A 19,090-nucleotide genomic window follows, 5' to 3' on the forward strand; every position below is an offset into this window, starting at 1 on the left:
GTAAGAGTTTTACCTGGCACGGGACGACCTTCTTTTCTGGCTTTATCTCGCCAATGATACAAGGTTTGCACCGCGATGCCTTCTTCCCGAGCGACCTCTGCGACCGTTAAATTGTGAGGCGGTAATAATTTTTTAAGGATCGCCTCTTTACGTTCTGGTGAATACCGAGCCATATCGTTCTCATTTGCCGCGCCCTGTCTTTAAAAATAATGATTATTTAGGGGTGACAACTATCCTGACACAGGGGGTCTGTGAACGCCTGCTTATCAAGTAGGCGTTTTTTGTTGTATTTTATTGTATTCGATACCTAATTTGTGATTAAAAGCATCAGTTTTTTGATGAGAAATAGGTAAATTGTGATATCGTCTTTGGATTAAGTTGCCGTGTACAGGCATTGCAGCACTTTTCATTACTGGACGATATTTATGGCTGATAACTTCTCTTCTACCGCAGCGTTTCTCTGGTCGGTGGCCGATCTTCTGCGTGGAGACTTCAAGCAATCACAATATGGACGGATCATTTTACCGTTCACCCTGCTAAGACGCTTAGAATGTGTGCTTGAGTCAAGTAAATCCGATGTGTTAGCCAAATATGAAGCCGTAAAAGCCATGCCCTTTGAGGCGCAAGATAAACTACTCACTCACGCCGCCAAACACAGTTTTTACAATACTTCTAAGATGGATTTAAACCGCCTTGGTGAAACAGGCGTGGCCAGTAACTTAGAAAGTTATATTCAATCATTCAGCCCAAATGCGCGCGAGATTTTTGAGCATTTTGACTTTTTTAATACCATCGATAAATTAGCAGAAGCAGATTTACTGTATAAAGTAGCCAAACGCTTTGCCACAACAGACTTACACCCTGACAATATTAGTAACTATGGCATGGGTTTAGTGTTTGAAGAGTTAATTAGACGTTTTGCTGAAAGCTCGAATGAAACCGCAGGTGAGCACTTTACCCCAAGGGATATTGTACGTTTAACCACGTCATTAGTTTTCAGTAACGATGATGATGTGCTGACTCAAGCGGGGGTAGTGCGCTCTATTTATGACCCAACAGCAGGAACAGGGGGGTTCTTATCGTCAGGTATGGAATATGTTCATGAGCTAAATGAAAAGGCTTCATTGTCAGCCTTTGGTCAAGAGCTTAACCCAGAATCATACGCCATCTGTAAAGCCGATATGCTGATTAAAGGGCAAAAGGTCGATAATATTAAATTAGGTAATACCCTATCTAATGATCAACTACGTGCTGATAAATTTGACTATATGCTATCAAACCCTCCATTTGGTGTAGATTGGAAGAAAATCGAAAAGTTCATCAATGATGAGCGGAACGAAAAAGGCTTTGAAGGTCGTTTTGGTGCAGGTTTACCACGAGTATCTGACGGTTCGCTATTATTCTTAATGCACCTCGTCAGTAAAATGCGTCCGCAGCATGAAGGTGGTTCACGTATCGGTATTATCTTAAATGGCTCACCACTGTTTACAGGTGGCGCAGGTAGTGGTGAAAGTGAAATTAGACGCTACATTCTTGAAAATGACCTACTTGAAGCCATTGTAGCTCTACCTACCGATATGTTCTACAACACGGGCATTGCCACTTATGTTTGGGTGTTATCCAGCCATAAGCCAGCTAATCGTAAAGGTAAAGTTCAGCTTATCAACGCCTCAAAAGAACGAGCTAAAACAGGCGGTCGTGGGCGCAGTGGTGGCGGTGAATCTGCTGAAGAAGTTGAAAATGTATTTTATCAAGCGATGCGTAAATCGTTAGGCAGTAAACGCAAAGAACTTACCGAAGAAAGTATTGATATTATCGTTAAAACCTATGGTCAATTTGTTGAAAATGATTTTAGTAAGATTTTTGACTATAAAGCGTTTGGCTATCGCAGAATTACTGTAGAGCGTCCACTTCAATTAGCGATTTACCCGAAAGATACATTGCGCCTTGAAGCCCTGCAAGCCGATAACGCATGGTTAAAAATGGATGAAACTACCCAACAAGCCATTCTTGATGCGCTTGCTTCCTTTGAACAAGAAAAATACCTCTCTCGTGATGTGTTCCTTAAAGAGTTAATCAAAAAACTAGCTGGAATTAAATTATCTGCCGTGCAGCAAAAGATGATTATTAAATATCTTAGTGAGCATGATGATGTCGCACTAGTTTGCAAATCAAAAGGTAAAGTCGAAGCCAACCCAGATTTACGTGATAACGAAAACGTGCCACTAACTGAGTCAGTTGATGAATATTTTGCCCGTGAAGTATTACCACACGTTCCAGATGCATGGATTGATGAAAACAAGACAGATCCTAAAGATGGTGAAGTCGGTATTGTCGGCTATGAAATCCCATTCAACCGCCATTTCTATGTCTATCAGCCACCAAGAGCATTAGAAGAAATTGATGCTGATTTAGATGCTGTATCGGCTGAAATTATGCAGTTACTTAATGAGGTGCATTCATAATGATAGGTCGTTATAAAGCATATCCTGAGTATAAAGAGTCTGGTGTTGATTGGTTGGGTGAAGTTCCTCGTCACTGGAATAAAATCAAATTTAAATGGATATTAAAAGAAAAAACTAAAACATCTAACCCATTATTGCCTGCTGGTTCAATTAGTTTTGGAGAGGTTGTTTATAAAAATGAAGATAATTTATCCCCAGAAACCAAATTCTCTTATCAAGAGGTTTTAAAGGATGAATTATTAATTAACCCTTTAAACTTAAACTTTGATCTTAAAAGCTTACGTACAGGGCTTTCAAAAATTAATGTTGTTGTAAGTACTGGTTATATCGTAATACATGTTTCTGAAAGTTTAGATAAAAATTATATTCGCTGGGTTATGCACCAGTTTGATGTTGCACATATGAAAACATTAGGCGCAGGTGTTAGGCAAACGATCAACTTTACAGATATTGCTAATAGTTTTGTATATTTAGCAACTGATATTGAGCAACAAAAAATCGCCCACTTCCTCGATCACGAAACCGCCAAGATCGACACCTTAATCGACAAACAAGAAAAGTTGATTGAGCTGTTAAAAGAAAAGCGCCAAGCGGTTATCTCTCACGCAGTGACCAAAGGCATCTCTTATAAAGGGCAGCCAAACGCACCAATGAAAGACTCTGGTGTGGAATGGTTAGGTGAAGTGCCTGAGCATTGGGTGAAAATAGCTTTTAAAAAAGTAATCAAAACGAGGAAAGGTGTCGCCTTTAGCACATCTGATTTCTGCGATAATGGTGTTCGAGTTGTAAAAGCTAGCGATATAAAGCTTCTTTCTCTAAGACAGTCGGATGTATTTCTTCCGATAAACTTTATTAAAAAATACCCGAAAGCATATTTAACTCAAGGTAATATCATACTGAGTACTGTAGGTAGCAGTCCCGATGTGAAAAATAGTGCTGTAGGCCAGATTGCAATGGTGCCAAAAGAGTTAGATAACACTTTACTGAACCAAAATACGGTTGTTTTTGAACCTATTGATAAAAAAATTGATAGAGATTATTTATTCTTTTTATTACAAACAACAGCCTACCGAGACCATTTAGATTTACACGCTCATGGAACAGCAAACCAAGCAAGTCTGAATGTTGCAGATATGCTCAATTTTAAATGCTTTACCCCGCCACTTAATGAGCAAAAACATATTGCAGTGCATTTATATAAGTTCTTAGAAATAGTATCAACTTTAGAAACTAGAGTAATCAATGCTATTCAGCTCATGCAAGAACGAAAAACGGCTCTTATTTCCGCAGCAGTAACGGGAAATATTGATGTTCGAGATTGGACTGCGTCAGGTGAGGTTTAAGGATAATTATGGAAGAACCAAGAAAAATCGGGGCTGTTTCTACGTTTGTGACTGAAATAGCTAAAATCAAGCCGAGAAAGGGTTATTCATTGTTTTTCCGAGGTCAAACCAAAGAAAGTTATAAGCCTTTTCCTTCTGTGTTTCGTCATACCGATCTAAATAATGACAAAAGCTCTTTATTCTCTGAGCGAGAGCATATTATGTTCGAGCAGTTGATAGCTTCTTGTCCTAATGACTTTTTAAGCTGTCAATCGGCATTTGATCACCTTGTAAAAATGCAACATTATGGACTTCCCACTCGGTTGCTTGATATCACCAGCAACCCATTGGTAGCCTTGTACTTTGCGAGTAACTCTCACGCAGGTGGAGGTAAGGGAGGGTCTGATGGTGAGGTTATCATCTACGAAATCAAAGATGAGGCAATTAAGTTTCACGGCAGTGATACCGTCACTGTGATTAGTAACTTAGCAAGGATGGATGAGAATTTTGTTTATCCTTTAATAAAAAAGGATGAACAGTCCGAAGCTGAACGGAAGATGGTCGGTAAGTTGTTGCACTCAATATATGCAGAAAAACCTTACTTCAAAGATGTAATAGTACCAGAACATTTGTATTCAATTCAGTCTGTTAGGCCTAAGCTTGATAATCCTAGAGTTATTCGTCAGAGTGGTGCTTTTTTGCTTTTTGGGATGGGAGTAAACAAGGTGCTTCCATCTGAAGAACTGGATAATCTCTATAAGAAAATTGATGTTGAAAGCTTAAAAAGTAAGGGTAGCAAAACAACATATTTTTCAGAGACTCAAGATCGAGGTTGTGTACTGAAGATTAACTCCGAAGCAAAGAATAAGATCATTCTAGACTTAGAAGGGCTAGGGATTTCAAAGGCAACATTGTTCCCTGAGATTGATGAAGTTGCTCAACACATTAAGTCTCAAACGGCTGAATACCTAAAGGATTAGAAGATGGCTGACGCAGTACAAGAAAAAATATTTCAAAATGACATCCTTGACCAGATGCAATCTCACGGTTGGCTGCTAGGTGAGTCGAAAAAATACAACAGACAATTAGCACTTTATCCTGAAGATGTGATTGCTTTTGCCAAGGCAACACAACCTGAGCAATGGGATAAACTATCAAAGCACTATCCAGACACTGACCGTAATCCTACAGCTACCGCTGATGCGTTACTTAAATCATTAGAACGTGATTTAAAAGCGAAAGGTACGTTATGGGTATTGCGTAACCAGATAAAAGATCGGGGCGCTAAGTTTACTCTTTGTAGTTTTAAGCCAGATCATGATTTAAACCCTGATGCGTTGATTAGTTATCAGCAAAACATTCTGCGGGTTGTGCCTGAGCTAGTTTACTCACCTAATGGCTATGACGGTCGGTTAGATTTAACCTTGTTTGTGAATGGAATTCCCGTTGCGACTTGTGAGCTTAAATCAGAGTTTAAGCAGTCGATTAACAACGCCAAAGTCCAGTACATGAAGGATAGGCAACCTAAAGATCCTATAACTAAAAAACCAGAGCCACTATTAACCTTTAAACGGGGTGCATTGGTTCACTTTGCGATAAGCCAATATAACGTTGCTATGACTACACGCTTGGCGGGTAAAAAGACCTACTTTTTACCGTTTGACCAAGGCACCGCTGATGGTGGTCAAGGTAACGATATCCCTGCAAATGAAAGTGAATATGCAACCGCTTATCTTTGGAATGAAATCTTCCAGAAAGATAATTTGTTGTTGATTTTAAGCCGTTATATTCATCTTGAAGTGAAAGATGAAGAGCAATTAGACGGGTCGATCCAAACTAAAGAAACCCTGATTTTTCCTCGTTACCACCAATGGGCGGTAGTATCTAAACTACTGAACACCCTTGATATTGAAGGTACTGGACAAAAATACCTTATTCAGCACAGTGCAGGTAGCGGAAAATCTAATTCGATTGCGTGGCTAGCACATCAACTTGCGTCAAAACACTATACTTCGCCTGCGATAGAAAGCGATCACCCTGAACTGGGTAAAAAAGTTGGTGATAAGGTGTTTGACTCTGTAATTGTGATTACTGACAGAACGGTACTTGATAGCCAGTTACAAGATACGATTTATCAGTTTGACCATAATGAAGGCATGATTGCACGTGTTAATCGTGAAGAATCACAAGGCAGTAAATCAAGCCAATTAGCTGGAGAATTAAAAGCCAGCACATCAATCATTATTGTAACAATTCAAACTTTCCCACATGTTTTAGAAGCCATTCGTCAAGACTCTACGCTTGCTGGTCGAAGTTTTGCGGTTATTGCTGATGAAGCGCACTCAAGCCAAACGGGAACTACAGCTCGAAAACTCCGTGAAGTGTTAATGTCAGAGCAACTTGAAGGGGATGAAGAGCTAGACAGTGAAGATATGCTGCGTTTATCGCTTGAAGCGCGTAAAGGCTCAAACAACATCAGCTATTTTGCATTTACGGCTACGCCTAAGGCTAAGACGTTAGAGCTATTTGGCCGCAGACCTGATCTGGACTCCCCTGCAAGTGATACCAATAAACCGTTGGCATTCCATGTTTATTCAATGCGCCAAGCCATTGAAGAAGGCTTTATTCTGGATGTGTTACAGAATTACACCAGTTATCGAGTGGCTTACCAATTAGCTCATGACAATCCTGAAACCGACCATGAAGTAGATAGTAAAAAAGCCGCTTCCAAAATGGCTAAATGGATAAGGTTACATCCTTACAATATCAGCCAGAAAGTGGAAACCATCATTGAGCACTTCAATAGTAAAATTAAACACTTACTAGGTGGTGAAGCAAAGGCGATGGTTGTAACCAGTAGCCGTTTAGAAGCGGTGCGTTATAAATTAGCGTTTGAAAAGTATGTACAAACTAAAGGCTACAAGAATATCAATGCAATGGTGGCGTTTTCGGGGGAGGTGAATGATCCTGATTTGCCTGATCAACCATTTACTGAAAATAACATGAACCCAAACTTGCGTGGTAGGGATATGCGCAAAGCATTTGATACTACGGATTATCAGGTCATGTTAGTAGCAAATAAATTTCAAACAGGTTTTGATCAACCCAAATTAGTCGCTATGTACGTTGATAAGCCCTTAAAAGGTGTTGAGTGTATTCAAACGTTATCAAGGTTAAACCGCACATATAAAGGCAAGGATATGACCTTTGTGCTCGATTTTGTGAACAATCCCGAGGATGTATTAAAAGAATTTAAAGTGTATTTTGAAACGGCTGAACTTTCAGGCGTGTCAGATCCTAATATTGTTTATGAAATCATGGATAAACTTGCAAAGGTTGGCATTTACCAGTGGTTTGAAGTGGAAGCATTTGTCACTGCCTATAACAGTAAACATGCCAGCCAAGCAAAACTGGCTAACCTCTGTAAAGCACCTGTTGAACGCTTTGCTGTGCGCTACAAAGAGGCTACGCTTGTGTTGCAGACTGCACAGGCCGAGCTTTCAAAAGCGAAAATGGTACAGAATGATAAAGCGATTAAGTTTGCTGAAAACAGCGTGAAACATGCAAAAGAAGCCCGAGATATTTTAGAGGTGTTTAAGAAAGATTTAATTTCATTCTATCGCTATTACGAGTTTAGCTCTCAGATAGTTGATTTTAATGACTACGACCTAGAAAAACTGAGCATCTTTGCTAAGCATCTACATCCATTGTTACGCTTTGATATGCTGGAGGACGATGTCGATCTTTCTGATGTTGTGATGACACATTACCGTTTGCATGAACAGCGTGAAGCGAACTTGCAGTTAGGAACAAAAATAGGTGAAGAGCCTAAGTCTTATTTAGCGCCGAGTAAGGAAGGCGCTGGCGCGGCACCTAAAGATCCGAAAACTGAGCTATTGAATGAAATTATCGCTCGAATGAACGATTTGTTTGTTGAAGATGGTTTATCTGAAACCGATATGATCAACTATGCAAATACCATAGCGGGTAAAGTATCTGAAAATGAAATCGTCATGGATCAGTTGCGCAATAATACTAAAGAACAAGCCATGTTAGGCCAGTTTCCAGAGTCAATTAATACCGCAGTGATTGAAAGTATGGGTATTCATGAGCAAATGGCAATGAAGGTATTGTCCAATGAAGCTGTTGCGAGAGGCTTTGCAGGCTTGATGTTTGACATGCTGATGAAGGGCTTGGGAAAGTCAGTTGATAAAGCTGGTATGAATGCTGAGGGATAGTTAATGAAGAAAGACGTCTTAACCCAAGAGGAGCAACTGCAACAGATTGAGGGGCTAAAATCTTTTCCTTTCTTTCATGGTCCGAACCTTGATGTGTATGGCTTTAGCTATTGGCTTTATGATTGCTTGACTCGTGATGGCTATGAAAATATTCGCCCAAATGAGATTATGGATCTGCTTCTTGAGCTTGCAGTTCCTTGTGCAACAGAAAAAGGTCATATTTTTGAAGCTCCAATACTGGATATGAATGAAGATAAAAAGTGGTTTTATCCAGAGGGGAAAACCATTTTGCTACATATCGCACCAATATCTAGCTTTATTCATGATTTTATTTACGAGATAGGTGATAGGTACTTAAAGGTTGCACACGATATTGAAGTGCCTAACTTCGCTTATTGGCTAAAAAGAGAAGATATTTTTACTTTTACTTACTTGCATACATTTTTTTCGCAGCTACGTGGTCTAATGAAACAGGTTACTTCATTGCGTGCAATGCTGATGGAACTGCATCTATCAAAGAACTTTGGTGTAGAGTTTGGCAGTTTATCCGCAAGCTTAAAAGAAAAGGATGAACTTCATAAGTACGCCCACAATCGGATCAACATGGCAATTGAGCAAGAGTTTTACCTTGAAGCGATTACTCTTACTGAGAGTATTATCTCTGATCGGTTGTCGATGGTGTTGTATCTTCGGGGCGAAAAAGCGAAATCAAAAACCTTAAATAAACTTGTTGTTTTATCTTCAGCGATCTTGCCTGATACATTATCCCATAGAATAGATGAATGGCGTCAGCTTAGAAACTTTGCGCTTCACAATCTTGTCAGAAGTTCACCTATCGATAAGCAGGTATCACCATCAGAATTCAATACTAAAGCAAAGGGCATCGCTATTTCTGGTAATAAGCTGGTAGCAGATTTAGAGGTTTGGTTTGATGGTTTTTTAGCTGATGAGATGAACCCTTACAACATTAGAATTTCTGACAAACTAGAACGAATGAACTGAACGCTAATGTAAAACCAATATATATTTTAGTGTGTAAGCTGAAACCAGTATTTTTAATGGAAATATATCACCAAACCAATTAATTGAGCATGGGGCATGTTTGTGTATAGATAGATGCTAAAAACACAACCAGAAACTAACCGTTTTTGGTTGTGCTTAATTCTTTCTGTTAATCCATCAATCTGATATCGAAACGATCCACTAGAAAACTGATGATTTTCACAGCTTCTAACTCAATATTAGTTTGATGACGGTTTGCATCGATGAGGTATTGTTCCAAGCTGAGATAGCTTGAAGATGCAAAGTAATTAGTCGTTGTCTCAAGATTACTATCTTCAATGTTTTTTAGCGCAAGCAGTAGTAGGTTACTACAGGAATTTAAGTTTATTTTTCGTTGTTTAATGATGTCTCGCAACATATTTGCATATGTTATCGCGACGTCCTCCCTTGAACTTCCTGATGTGATACTTTGAAGTGAAACCCAATCGGCATGCCATTCTTTTAAAATGTTGATGATTCGACTTGGTACGATAACTGCTGAAGATTGTTTAGTGGTGATTGATAAGCCCATTTTTGTCTCCTTTATATTTTTTAGGCAAAAGGAGGCTTAACGGCACAAAATCAGGTTTTGTGACACCTCCCACTCAGTAATAAATTCACTAAGATTTGGTCAAACATTTGGTATCCTATTTGGATGTTTTTACGTGTTTAGATTGGTTTTTTACCTGCTATTACAAGCCGATAGAAGTACTCACTTGGGTAGTAAAACTGCACTATTTCGATTGCAATACTGAAGTTAATACTATCCATAGACTTTAACTTATTAAGTCTATAGTTCTTCCCTTCATACAAGCACCTGACGAACTCATATAGTCGGGGCTGTTGTTCTATTATTTTTGCAAGTTCTTCATATGATAGATCCATAGATATTCTCCTTTGATTTGTTTGTTGGCTCGAATACGTATCGTGACTTTAAATGCTGCCTTTAACTCGGCAGGTACTTTTCTTGTGCTGTTACTGAAGCATGGTATTCATGCTGTTTGTTGCATCCACCTCCTTAACAAGAACCCAGCGTGTCCCTGGTTTAAGATCCTTGTACTTACCTTGATAGTATCTTTTTGCTCTAAGATTCCTGTAAAACGGGATTCGATACTTAATTTTTCGAGCTTCACCCGCAGATTTATTTTGTACTGGAGCGCGTAGTATTAACCCTTTGAAAGCTGATCTATTCTTTCCTATTGGTAGTGATACTGCTGACTTTGGATAGCCGTCAACAAGCTTCTTACCATCAGTCGCTGAGTGATAAACGCATAAAGACAACGCTATTCTAGTTAAAGCATCTAAAACATCTGTGCTTCGATTCGGTAAAGGTTTTTTAGCATTCTTTGTTAGTGTTTCTGTAAGTATTGGGATAGGACTGAAACATGAATCCGTTCTAAATTCCTCGCTTCTGTAATGGACATGGACACATAACTGGTTAGGATATGTGGTTGCGAACTCTCCCCAAATTGGTTGACATTTGTCTTTGTATAAATCAACAAACTCTTGTTCTGTCATAATGGTCACAAGGCAACTAGTTAGTTTTACACCGTTAACTAGCGTTCCTTTCGGAAATGATAAGGCAAAAGATTTAAAAGGAGGCTGAACAGTAAAGTTGTTTTTAAAATCGAACTCAGCAGTAAAAAGGTTGTTAGCCAATGCTTCGTTTTCGATAAAGATGACAGGAGAGCCGCATTCACTCCATAACATTTCTTCACTAAGTATTTTTCCCATACCAAGGTTAAATTCACTTTCACCTTCAGTTTCAATGAGTCTCTGCCTGACGATAGATAATAAATCTTGAAGATTGACGGGCTTTTTTCCAAAGATCTTTCTCAAAGCTGCTTTACCTTGACTGTTACTTTTAAAGCTATCTAATTGAGTTTTGTATATAGAGTAGTTCATTATTTTCCCTTAATTATTAGTGTGTTAAATTTTGATTTTGCTGGTTAAATAAACTTTCGAAGCCATCAGTGATCCGCCTCATCGATGTTTTTTGTTCATTGTTACCTCCATTTTTCTAGTTTCACCAAATTCGAAGCGCAAGAATCCTGTCTGGTGAGTCCAGCATTAATTTTTTATCTTAAATTTTGGGTGCAAGAAGCCGTAAATCATTTAGAAAATGACTTTCGATAACTCACGTGCGAGGTTTGTTCTAATTTAGCTTGAGTTGGCGTGTTTCATCATTTCTCTCCTGTTTTTTTATTCTGGCTGAAGAGTAGGCGACCAGAATCTGATTCTAGTTCCACACCTCCAATAATGATTTATCTATTTGTATTAGCTTATTCATAATTTACTTGTGTTTTTTTAAATACACGTTTGACAACGTTGCACATGTTATCAACTGAAACCGAATAGTCAAGTGTATTTAAAAGTCAAGTTAAAAATATATTTTTTTATTTTTTAAATTCTTCAGCAAGTCAATTAAAAACAATGTGTTATAAAAATCAATATTTTTTGCTTTTTTAAAATAATTGTGATTCATTTTTTTGACTTTTAATTTTTTTATGGTTTATTGAAATTAACTAGTGTGCTTTTTCACTAGTGTCATCGGAATCAATTTATGGAGAACAACGAAAATACCAGTGTGTTGACACTCATCAAACAGAAGTTTTTAGCATCACAATCTGCAATTAAGTCAGTAAAGCAACTTGATTTTTATATATCACGAGGGCGAACAGCTAACGATAAACTGACTGCAAAAAAATTTACGCAATTTCTAAAACAGCATCAACTCACTCAAATTTTGAAAAAAGCTGGATCTGATGATACAGAGGATGAAAATTCTAAAAGCTTGACTGAAGTTAAAGCACTGCTTGAGTCTATTGAAATCGAACAGCCGAAAAAGAAGAAAAATGATCAGGTGGTGTTGGAGCAGGTACTAAAGATTTACCGAAGTTTTATCGAAAGTGGTGAGGAGTTTAAGTTCAAAAAACCTTGGGTAGATCATCAGGTGTTGGGTTTACCCAAAAATGCCAAATCAGGAGAAGTTTATTTAGGTGGTAATGATCTACTTTTAAGTCTCTTGCAAGACGAATTAGGCTTAGATTTACCTTTTTTCCTGAATCGATCAAATATTGAACAGCTTAATCTTGATGTACCTAGTGAGTGTATAGCAGTGTGTCAGAAAGTAGTTGAGCTTTACGTTCATGAAACTTTAGATAGTAATGATCCAGAGAAATGGATATCGACAAAGAAGTATAAGTTGTTAACACAACAACAAGGACAGGAAAGTTATCGCCAACAAAAAATTATCAAGCAGTTCGAAATTTTTCATCATTCGCAATTTACTAATGGATTACGCGACAATGAGATTTATAAAAGCTGGATTGAAAGTTATAAAGAAACAAAACTGCTTAAGAAGCTCGAACAGTGCTCAACAGATGAGGAACGTCAAAGATTGTTTGATCCAAAAATTTATGCGGCCAAATGCGTGATTGACGCAAGTCGAAAGGCTATGGGGATTGATTTAATCGAACATCCAACAAGTTGCCATTACAGCCCAGCTAAAGATCAAATAGCGATGGTTTCTGAGCAGAACTTTATAACTGATCATCCTGAGTTAGTATACACAGGGGCTTATTGTCATGAGTTATCGCATTCAACTGGTCATGAAAAACGACTAAAACGTAATCTTACAGGAAACTTCGGTTCGTCAAATTATGGTATGGAAGAGCTTTGTGCTGAAAGTTCATCATTACAACTTTTAAAGCGCTTTAACTTGCCAAGTGTCACAGATAAACAAAGTGCCGCATACATCGCTAACTGGCTAAAAACTCAGCAAGATAGTGGTTCTAAAGATTTTCTTAGCATTGCCTGTCATCAGGGCAGTAATGCTGCTGATTTTATATTAACTAAAGCCAAAGAGTATCAAGCGAAGCTTGTAGAAAACTTGGATATTGAGCAATTCAGAATAAGCTGTTTGAGCAAAGGCTATAGCAATGTTGATACTGATACGCTGTTTATTGCTGATTATCTTAATAAGACAGCTATGAAAGCGATTAATAAATTCTTAAATCAGCGATTTGATGCGTTAAATGAGGTTGAGCGACTTCTGGCTACAGGTAAGCTACTTTCAAGCTCAAAAGAGCAGTTTCTGTTGGATTATGACTTTAGAGACTTTTTGAAAAAAGAGCATAGTATTTTAATTTTTGATGCTACCCAAGCGGGAAGGATTGTCTCAGAATATTCGTTAAATGATATTTTCAATACTGATGTGGATGTTAGGTTTGATGATTATGCATTAATCAAGCAGTTTCATGCATCCTATGGCAAAGATAAGATCACTGATTATCTCTATCAGCTAGAAATTGATGGTGTTCAACTGAAGGGGGATGCTGAAGCTGTCGACACGATAAGGGAACTGACGGACAAGCAATATCTATTCGATGTGAGTGATAAGCCAAACTGTAGAAGAAAAATTACGAGATAAATACTTCCCATTCAAATCAGGGTGAGAGCACACTAACCTAAAAAATGAGCAGGCAGAGCAAAACAACATCAATAGGTATAAATATTGCTCACTCCACGGTGTAAAACCAAGTGCTATTTACTCTTGGGTTGTGTGCTTAATGAGCAAAAATCGGGCTTGTTACTTGATTTAACAAAGTGTGCTCTCGCCCTGAGGAGGCTATTGACTCTTATGACATAACTCAATAAGTTAAGATTATCAGGTGTAAGGAAACACTTTATGACTACTAAAATTGAGAAAACAATAATTGGTTTTTTTTCTGAGGCAAAAGATGTATGTGGCTCTGAAGGACTTTTTCAATCAATTTTTTACCATCAGTGTAGATTAAATTACAAGCAAGATCAGATTCGAAGAGAAGAAGCTGTTGACGGTGGAAGAGTTGATTTTGTCATTGAGGAGACGGATCGATTAATCTCTATAGAGCTTAAAGCTGGTGCAAATGGGCATAGAAACTCACTAGCTAATATGAAAGAGGTTGAGAATACAGGGAAAGGTTTACAGCATGACATTGATAAGCTGCTAAGTCTTCAAAAGCAAACAGGTAAGCATGTTGAATCTTGGCTAGTATGCGTAGACCTTTTAGTACTAGGAATAGCTTTTTCTAAAAAAGATGTAGATAAATACTCTAGTGTATCCAATAAGCAAGGCGTTCACTTTGCTTACCTTGCTCAGTTAAATGATAATTGTGAAATATGGGAGAATGAAAAACGAAAAGAGCATAAACTTTGCATTCCAGATTGTACATCAAATATTTCTGCTCTTGCTCTTCTTAATATGAAATCCACTTGGACAGAGTTTTTTTATGAAGTCGCCACAGAGGAGGATAGTCCAGAGTGTGCTCATGTAGGTTTGCTTTATCATATACTTAGACGTAAAGGTCTAAAACATACTCAGCTAGCTTCAGAAGTTTTTTTTAATTGTAATAAATATGGAACACGCCAATATTATATTCCAGATATTGCAGTGTTTGGTGATAAATTCATCGGACAATTTCAACTTTTTGGAAATAACAAAAGAACGATTGAAAATGATAAGTATAAGTTACCTGAATTGGTTTCAATAATGGAATTCAAAGGAGGGAGAACATTTAAATCGAAAGGGATTAAATCTCGTCAAGAAGCTATCATTTCAGATGTCGAAAAACTATCATATCAGATTAAACCTATTGTTGAAGCCGCCTCTTTGAGTTTAAAAATTAACACTCAGCCTCACTATATAATGATAATAACTGATGATGATCCGAGGTTAAAGGTATGTATTGATGAACTGCGGCAAAAGCATGGGGAAATTATAGACATAAAATGGCAAGGATTATAGTCATTAAGTAATTTAACCTGATGAGTACACTTAGTGATAAGTCATGATATTTGTTGGCATGAAAAATAAAAAGGGTTAAGGATGAATACTAGTAACGAAAAACTAAAAGTCCATGATGATAGTCATGCTAGAGCGATATTAAAGGGGGAAATGAAAAAGGCTAGAGAGAACTATATCCTGATTAATAAACAATTCATGATTAAATTTAGGAAAAAGAAGAAAAGTAATAAAAATTTTTATGAACTGCAATGTTTGGTTAATGACCATGGACTTAGTGATACAATTTTCGATAAAATTGTTACAAAGCACTCATCAAAAAAAGAGGTGTCAGATTATATTTCATTGGGTTGGGTTAGTGTTGACGATTATGGGGTTTCATATTTAAAAGGAGAACGTTTATACCCAGTCTGTTGTCAATCAATTGACTCAACGGATCCTTTTGCTATTTTAGCAGAGAATAATTGCAATATTAGAGTGCTGTTTTATTTTACGGAGCACTCTTTAGTGAGAATGATGCGTAGGCATAGCCAGTATAGTATTAGTGCTTTAGTTGAACTGATAAGAGAGAATCTAGACCCGAAATTATTTTCAAATCAAATAAATAGCCTTAAATGTAATGATTATGTCATTGTCACTGGAAATGCCTATTGTCCTTTAACACATAATGGCAATGGAAACCCTGTTATTAAAACTTGGATTCCAAGGAGCTCTTGGACTTCTAGCAATGAAGATAAGCTATCTCAATTGGCAGATTTGTTATTAAAAATAAATGAAATAAGAATTATTCCTGAAGAGGAATTTAATCGTAGTGTCTATCTTATCGCTGAGTAACTCTAAAATTGAAATACGGAAGGTTATTGACAGATTGAGATTATCTAGATCGAGAATTCTTACTGATATTTCATGCTTGAAGATGTTGTGTTAGTCGAGTCAGGTTGATGTTATTATTGAACGCTATTTTAGGAAAAACCTTTGATAGTAATTAGATTTGTAACAATCTTATTTAATTATTTACCATGAAACCCTGATTTTCAATGTCCATTATAGATCTAATTTTGGTTTATGATAAGTGCGTAAAGGAGGGTAAAGTCTCGCATCTAGAGCTTTATTTGCTAAAAGCATTATCACTTTATCTAGCAGGTTGATGATCTCAGATTGGAATTTTCCTGTCTGAGTGAGTGAGGAAAACTCATCAACATCCATATCAAAAATTAGCCTAATCTCTTCAATCAGTAATATCTTATAAAAATGAATGAAATACTCAAGACTAAAGGTTTGCTCTTTGCCTCGTTCATTTATCTTCTTTGAATGGCTCTTATAGTGTCTTTCAATTAAATTAATGCTTCGCTGAAAACTAACGTTTAGGTTTGCCACTGTAACTACCTCCTGAGCTAGAGCTTTTGCTACGGTTTTCTAACTTTAATAAAGCTAGATTTCGTTCAACTTCTTCTGAATGAGGATATTCAAGTAAACTACTTATTTCAGATGAATCAGAGTTATCATCAGTGCTTATGAGCTTTTCTAATCGCTGAATCATCATGATCACAGATGGCTTTTCTATTAGGCCTTCTATCTGAGCAAGATGGAAGATCCCGTTTTCAATAAAATGGATATCAGTGGTTGGATTTTCATGTTTAATTCTCATTATTTATTCTCTTAAATAAATTTTTCTTGATGACTTTTGATAGCATGTTTAATTCAGGATCTAAGCCTAAAATAATCTTCTGATTAGTACTAAGCTCATAAGCATTAGATAAACAAGTTAGAGCCTTTTTTATATTATTTATATTATTTTTATTCATTTTATTCTGTCCTCTTTTATATCATCGTTACACAAAAAATCATTTATGCAATAGCGTAATGAAAATTATGGTTTTCCGATTCTGTTCGATATTTTTGCATTTGAATCGATGTTATTTTTCTGCTCAAATGACTTTATTTCATCTAATAGAGCCGTTTTTACGCCTTCAGGGAGTTCATTTATCATCTCAAGCTGAAATAGAGTCAGAGAGGCTGTTTCTTGACTTGGATGGAGTTGCCAAATATCTATCGCTTCGAGCATCTTCTTCTGTTTTTCTTCTGTAGCATTATTGATTGCATCAAGCTGTTCAGATAGAAGGGCTATGCTTTGCGATAGTTCATTTGATTTGTCTTGTAGCATGTTAAATCGAGATTGGGTACGCATGTGTATGGGCAAGTTCTCTTCGATCATACCAACAATATTTTTGAACTCTTTTCGCTCACTTCCCTCAAGAAACCTGATGCCTATGCCATGTAAGTCAAAGACTTGTGTTTGTAAATGTTGTATGAACATGAGCTGGAGGATCTGGCCGCAAGCTACTAATATTTGTGGCGGTAATTTTTTAGACGGTTCTATGGACAACAACTCTGGAAATTGATCAGAGTAATGGGCTTTAGCCTGTTGTTGAGCAAAAGAGATGTACTGTTGCGACCAAGGAGTATTAGCGTTTGGCGATATAAATACATGGGCGTTTAGACCAGTTTCCAGATCATCACTCATCCCTTCATCAGCGTGCAACGCTGCTAGCTCAATCTTCGCACCATCAAAGTTGTTTTCAAAAAAGCTAACACAAGCTTCAAGCATCTCTTTCTTACCAATTTCCTTAAACTCTCCGTGTCGATGAGGGATCTTGAATACTTGTTCTGAGATAGTAGTGGAATTGATATTCTTTACTGTTCGGCATTCTCTTGATTCAAGCAACGCTTGGTGCTTTTGTCGATGAGATAGGTAATTGTCAAATACTCTTAGCTTGTTTTCTTGATGTTTTTGGCTTAATCCTAGTAGTTCGTATTGCCTCAAAAGGTAAGCTTTCAATTTAGAAACAGAAGCACTATGTGCTTTTTCACCGAGATCTAAAGATTTATTCTGATGTAATTCAAGCTTGGATATCTGCTCAACAAACTTAGCATGATTATGATGGCTTGCTGGTAATAGCTTTTTCAATTTACAAAAATAACTGCTTCGATAGCGTGAATACTTAGCTAATTCCTTTTTGTGTTTATCATCAGACTTGTTGTTAGATATCAGCTTAACTTCGTCAAAAAATGATAAATATTGCTCTCTGTTTTTTACAAAATCCTGATGAGTTAAGTAAATACCATCTGCATAGTAGATGTTTTTATGTGATTGATTATCTAGCCATTCTTCACAACGATTTTTTTCTTTGCGAGCACTGTGTGTCAATGAAGTATTAAGGGCATTTAAGCTCAGTTCCCCGTTGTTTCTATGGTTATAATTCATACTTGAGTAGCGCACGGTGATATTTCGTTTGTAATGTATCCCATTTGTCTGGTTGTTATGTCTAAAAATCTTAGCGAGATCTTTGCGATAAGCGAAGTTGTTGAGAACTCTATTCTTTGATTTGGATGTTGATGCAGACCTACTTGCTGCATGTTTGATAAGTTTATCAAACTCTAATTGCTCTTTTTCTGCTAGAAGTTTTACTTGTTGGTCTTCTGCCGCTTTTATTGAGGCTCGTGATTTAAGTTTGGCAATTTCACGTATACCACGTTCATAATCTACCTCATTTTTAGTTTTTTTCTCACTGTCATTTTTCATTATTACTCCTACTTAATTGGCAAATATCAATCAGAGCAACCTTTGTTACTTTTGTGAAAGTAAACCGAAACTACTTATACAAACTTGTGCGTATAATCGAAAACTTGTTTTGAGAGAAGTAGTTATATCGGGTTTCCTTTGTTAATCTCTAATCATTGCTTACTTAAGTTGTAACATAAGTCCGATAGATTAAAAGAGTGAGAAATGAATTTTGGAATAAAGTCATTAGGTATTGGTTTATTTATTGTTTGTAAACTTTTTTAGCTTAGTTGAAGAATGTGTTTAAAATAAAAATGTGTTTACTTGGTATAACAAAGGCGCAAAGTGAAAAATTCATAATTGATATATTTTTTTGTTAAAAAATGTTAATGATGGATTGATAAAACTATTTGGTGAAATGGTGAAATGGTGAAATGATGGAATTATTTTTATTGTGTACCATCAGCTCTCATGAATATAAATCAGAGATGTTTTAATGTTGAGCTTTTAAAGTGCTTTTGCTTTTACCACAGATAAGGCTTTTGCTCTTATTGTATTAGATATGGTTAATGTTTATTGTTTCTCGTTACTATTAATTAAATAAATTGATCTAACATTTTAAAAATTCAGGGCGATGATTTTATATTTTATTATTTTTATAACTTATATGTGTTTTT

The 19,090-nt window shown here is 36.8% G+C and carries 15 protein-coding genes; 8 read left to right on the top strand and 7 right to left on the bottom strand.

The genetic code is table 11. The features are described 5' to 3' along the window. On the bottom strand, positions 1-173 hold a 173-nt coding region (locus tag L5M51_RS00005; RefSeq protein WP_263171552.1), incomplete at its 3' end, for a transposase. Positions 174-425: 252 nt separating this feature from the next. Here L5M51_RS00005 and L5M51_RS00010 point away from each other — a divergent pair. Genes L5M51_RS00010 through L5M51_RS00030 form a run of 5 tightly spaced genes read left to right on the top strand, consistent with a single transcriptional unit; the run spans position 426 to position 9,027 of the window. After that, entirely contained in the window at positions 426-2,465 is a 2,040-nt protein-coding gene (locus tag L5M51_RS00010; RefSeq protein WP_263171019.1) for a class I SAM-dependent DNA methyltransferase, read from the top strand. Further along, a complete protein-coding gene (locus L5M51_RS00015) occupies positions 2,465-3,808 on the top strand; it encodes a restriction endonuclease subunit S (RefSeq protein WP_263171022.1) in 1,344 nt (447 codons plus the stop codon). The genes L5M51_RS00010 and L5M51_RS00015 overlap by 1 nt, the downstream gene beginning before the upstream one ends. A gap of 8 nt (positions 3,809-3,816) precedes the next feature. After that, the gene (locus L5M51_RS00020) at positions 3,817-4,767 is read left to right on the top strand and encodes an FRG domain-containing protein (RefSeq protein ID WP_263171023.1); all 951 of its coding nucleotides are present in this window, start codon (positions 3,817-3,819) and stop codon (positions 4,765-4,767) included. Positions 4,768-4,770: 3 nt separating this feature from the next. Beyond that, complete coding sequence (locus L5M51_RS00025; RefSeq protein WP_263171026.1) at positions 4,771-8,025, top strand: type I restriction endonuclease subunit R; 3,255 nt, start codon at positions 4,771-4,773, stop codon at positions 8,023-8,025. A gap of 3 nt (positions 8,026-8,028) precedes the next feature. Beyond that, on the top strand, positions 8,029-9,027 hold the full coding sequence (locus L5M51_RS00030) for a hypothetical protein (RefSeq protein WP_263171027.1): 999 nt from the start codon (positions 8,029-8,031) through the stop codon (positions 9,025-9,027). Between the two features lie 169 nt (positions 9,028-9,196). Here L5M51_RS00030 and L5M51_RS00035 read toward each other — a convergent pair whose 3' ends face one another. Both L5M51_RS00035 and L5M51_RS00040 read right to left on the bottom strand, forming a co-directional pair. Further along, the gene (locus L5M51_RS00035; RefSeq protein ID WP_263171030.1) at positions 9,197-9,598 is read right to left on the bottom strand and encodes a hypothetical protein; all 402 of its coding nucleotides are present in this window, start codon (positions 9,596-9,598) and stop codon (positions 9,197-9,199) included. A 443-nt stretch (positions 9,599-10,041) separates the two neighbouring features. After that, positions 10,042-10,971: a hypothetical protein gene (locus L5M51_RS00040; protein WP_263171033.1), complete on the bottom strand. Its 930-nt coding sequence runs from the start codon at positions 10,969-10,971 to the stop codon at positions 10,042-10,044. A gap of 658 nt (positions 10,972-11,629) precedes the next feature. On the opposite strand from L5M51_RS00040, the gene L5M51_RS00045 reads away from it, so the two are divergent. From L5M51_RS00045 to L5M51_RS00055, 3 genes are all read left to right on the top strand, one after another. Then, complete coding sequence (locus L5M51_RS00045) at positions 11,630-13,498, top strand: zincin-like metallopeptidase domain-containing protein (RefSeq protein ID WP_263171035.1); 1,869 nt, start codon at positions 11,630-11,632, stop codon at positions 13,496-13,498. A 258-nt stretch (positions 13,499-13,756) separates the two neighbouring features. Beyond that, positions 13,757-14,854, top strand: a complete 1,098-nt coding sequence (locus tag L5M51_RS00050; protein ID WP_263171038.1) for a hypothetical protein — start codon at positions 13,757-13,759, stop codon at positions 14,852-14,854. 81 nt (positions 14,855-14,935) lie between these two features. Beyond that, positions 14,936-15,685 carry a hypothetical protein gene (locus L5M51_RS00055; RefSeq protein WP_263171039.1) on the top strand — a complete coding sequence of 250 codons (750 nt, stop codon included), beginning with the start codon at positions 14,936-14,938 and terminating at the stop codon, positions 15,683-15,685. A 210-nt stretch (positions 15,686-15,895) separates the two neighbouring features. Here the strand turns inward: L5M51_RS00055 and L5M51_RS00060 are convergent, their stop codons facing one another. The 4 genes from L5M51_RS00060 to L5M51_RS00075 all read right to left on the bottom strand — a co-directional run bounded on the left by L5M51_RS00060 (position 15,896) and on the right by L5M51_RS00075 (position 18,434). After that, complete coding sequence (locus L5M51_RS00060; RefSeq protein WP_263171043.1) at positions 15,896-16,228, bottom strand: hypothetical protein; 333 nt, start codon at positions 16,226-16,228, stop codon at positions 15,896-15,898. Next, positions 16,209-16,499: a hypothetical protein gene (locus L5M51_RS00065; protein ID WP_263171044.1), complete on the bottom strand. Its 291-nt coding sequence runs from the start codon at positions 16,497-16,499 to the stop codon at positions 16,209-16,211. The genes L5M51_RS00060 and L5M51_RS00065 overlap by 20 nt, the downstream gene beginning before the upstream one ends. After that, positions 16,489-16,656, bottom strand: a complete 168-nt coding sequence (locus L5M51_RS00070; RefSeq protein WP_263171046.1) for a hypothetical protein — start codon at positions 16,654-16,656, stop codon at positions 16,489-16,491. The genes L5M51_RS00065 and L5M51_RS00070 overlap by 11 nt, the downstream gene beginning before the upstream one ends. 65 nt (positions 16,657-16,721) lie before the next feature. Beyond that, positions 16,722-18,434, bottom strand: a complete 1,713-nt coding sequence (locus L5M51_RS00075; RefSeq protein ID WP_263171048.1) for a hypothetical protein — start codon at positions 18,432-18,434, stop codon at positions 16,722-16,724. Between the last annotated feature and the right edge of the window lie 656 nt (positions 18,435-19,090).

Origin of the sequence: Shewanella sp. SM73 (assembly GCF_025653795.1) — a bacterium.
Taxonomy (GTDB): domain Bacteria; phylum Pseudomonadota; class Gammaproteobacteria; order Enterobacterales; family Shewanellaceae; genus Shewanella; species Shewanella oncorhynchi.

What these genes read in the sequence shown, in the direction of transcription:
- L5M51_RS00055 (WP_263171039.1), top strand. Translation starts at nt 14,936, where the DNA reads ATGAATACTAGTAACGAAAAACTAAAAGTCCATGATGATAGTCATGCT.
- L5M51_RS00010 (WP_263171019.1), top strand. Translation starts at nt 426, where the DNA reads ATGGCTGATAACTTCTCTTCTACCGCAGCGTTTCTCTGGTCGGTGGCC.
- L5M51_RS00045 (WP_263171035.1), top strand. Translation starts at nt 11,630, where the DNA reads ATGGAGAACAACGAAAATACCAGTGTGTTGACACTCATCAAACAGAAG.
- L5M51_RS00050 (WP_263171038.1), top strand. Translation starts at nt 13,757, where the DNA reads ATGACTACTAAAATTGAGAAAACAATAATTGGTTTTTTTTCTGAGGCA.
- L5M51_RS00040 (WP_263171033.1), bottom strand. Translation starts at nt 10,971, where the DNA reads ATGAACTACTCTATATACAAAACTCAATTAGATAGCTTTAAAAGTAAC.
- L5M51_RS00015 (WP_263171022.1), top strand. Translation starts at nt 2,465, where the DNA reads ATGATAGGTCGTTATAAAGCATATCCTGAGTATAAAGAGTCTGGTGTT.
- L5M51_RS00065 (WP_263171044.1), bottom strand. Translation starts at nt 16,499, where the DNA reads ATGAGAATTAAACATGAAAATCCAACCACTGATATCCATTTTATTGAA.
- L5M51_RS00035 (WP_263171030.1), bottom strand. Translation starts at nt 9,598, where the DNA reads ATGGGCTTATCAATCACCACTAAACAATCTTCAGCAGTTATCGTACCA.
- L5M51_RS00025 (WP_263171026.1), top strand. Translation starts at nt 4,771, where the DNA reads ATGGCTGACGCAGTACAAGAAAAAATATTTCAAAATGACATCCTTGAC.
- L5M51_RS00020 (WP_263171023.1), top strand. Translation starts at nt 3,817, where the DNA reads ATGGAAGAACCAAGAAAAATCGGGGCTGTTTCTACGTTTGTGACTGAA.
- L5M51_RS00075 (WP_263171048.1), bottom strand. Translation starts at nt 18,434, where the DNA reads ATGAAAAATGACAGTGAGAAAAAAACTAAAAATGAGGTAGATTATGAA.
- L5M51_RS00070 (WP_263171046.1), bottom strand. Translation starts at nt 16,656, where the DNA reads ATGAATAAAAATAATATAAATAATATAAAAAAGGCTCTAACTTGTTTA.
- L5M51_RS00030 (WP_263171027.1), top strand. Translation starts at nt 8,029, where the DNA reads ATGAAGAAAGACGTCTTAACCCAAGAGGAGCAACTGCAACAGATTGAG.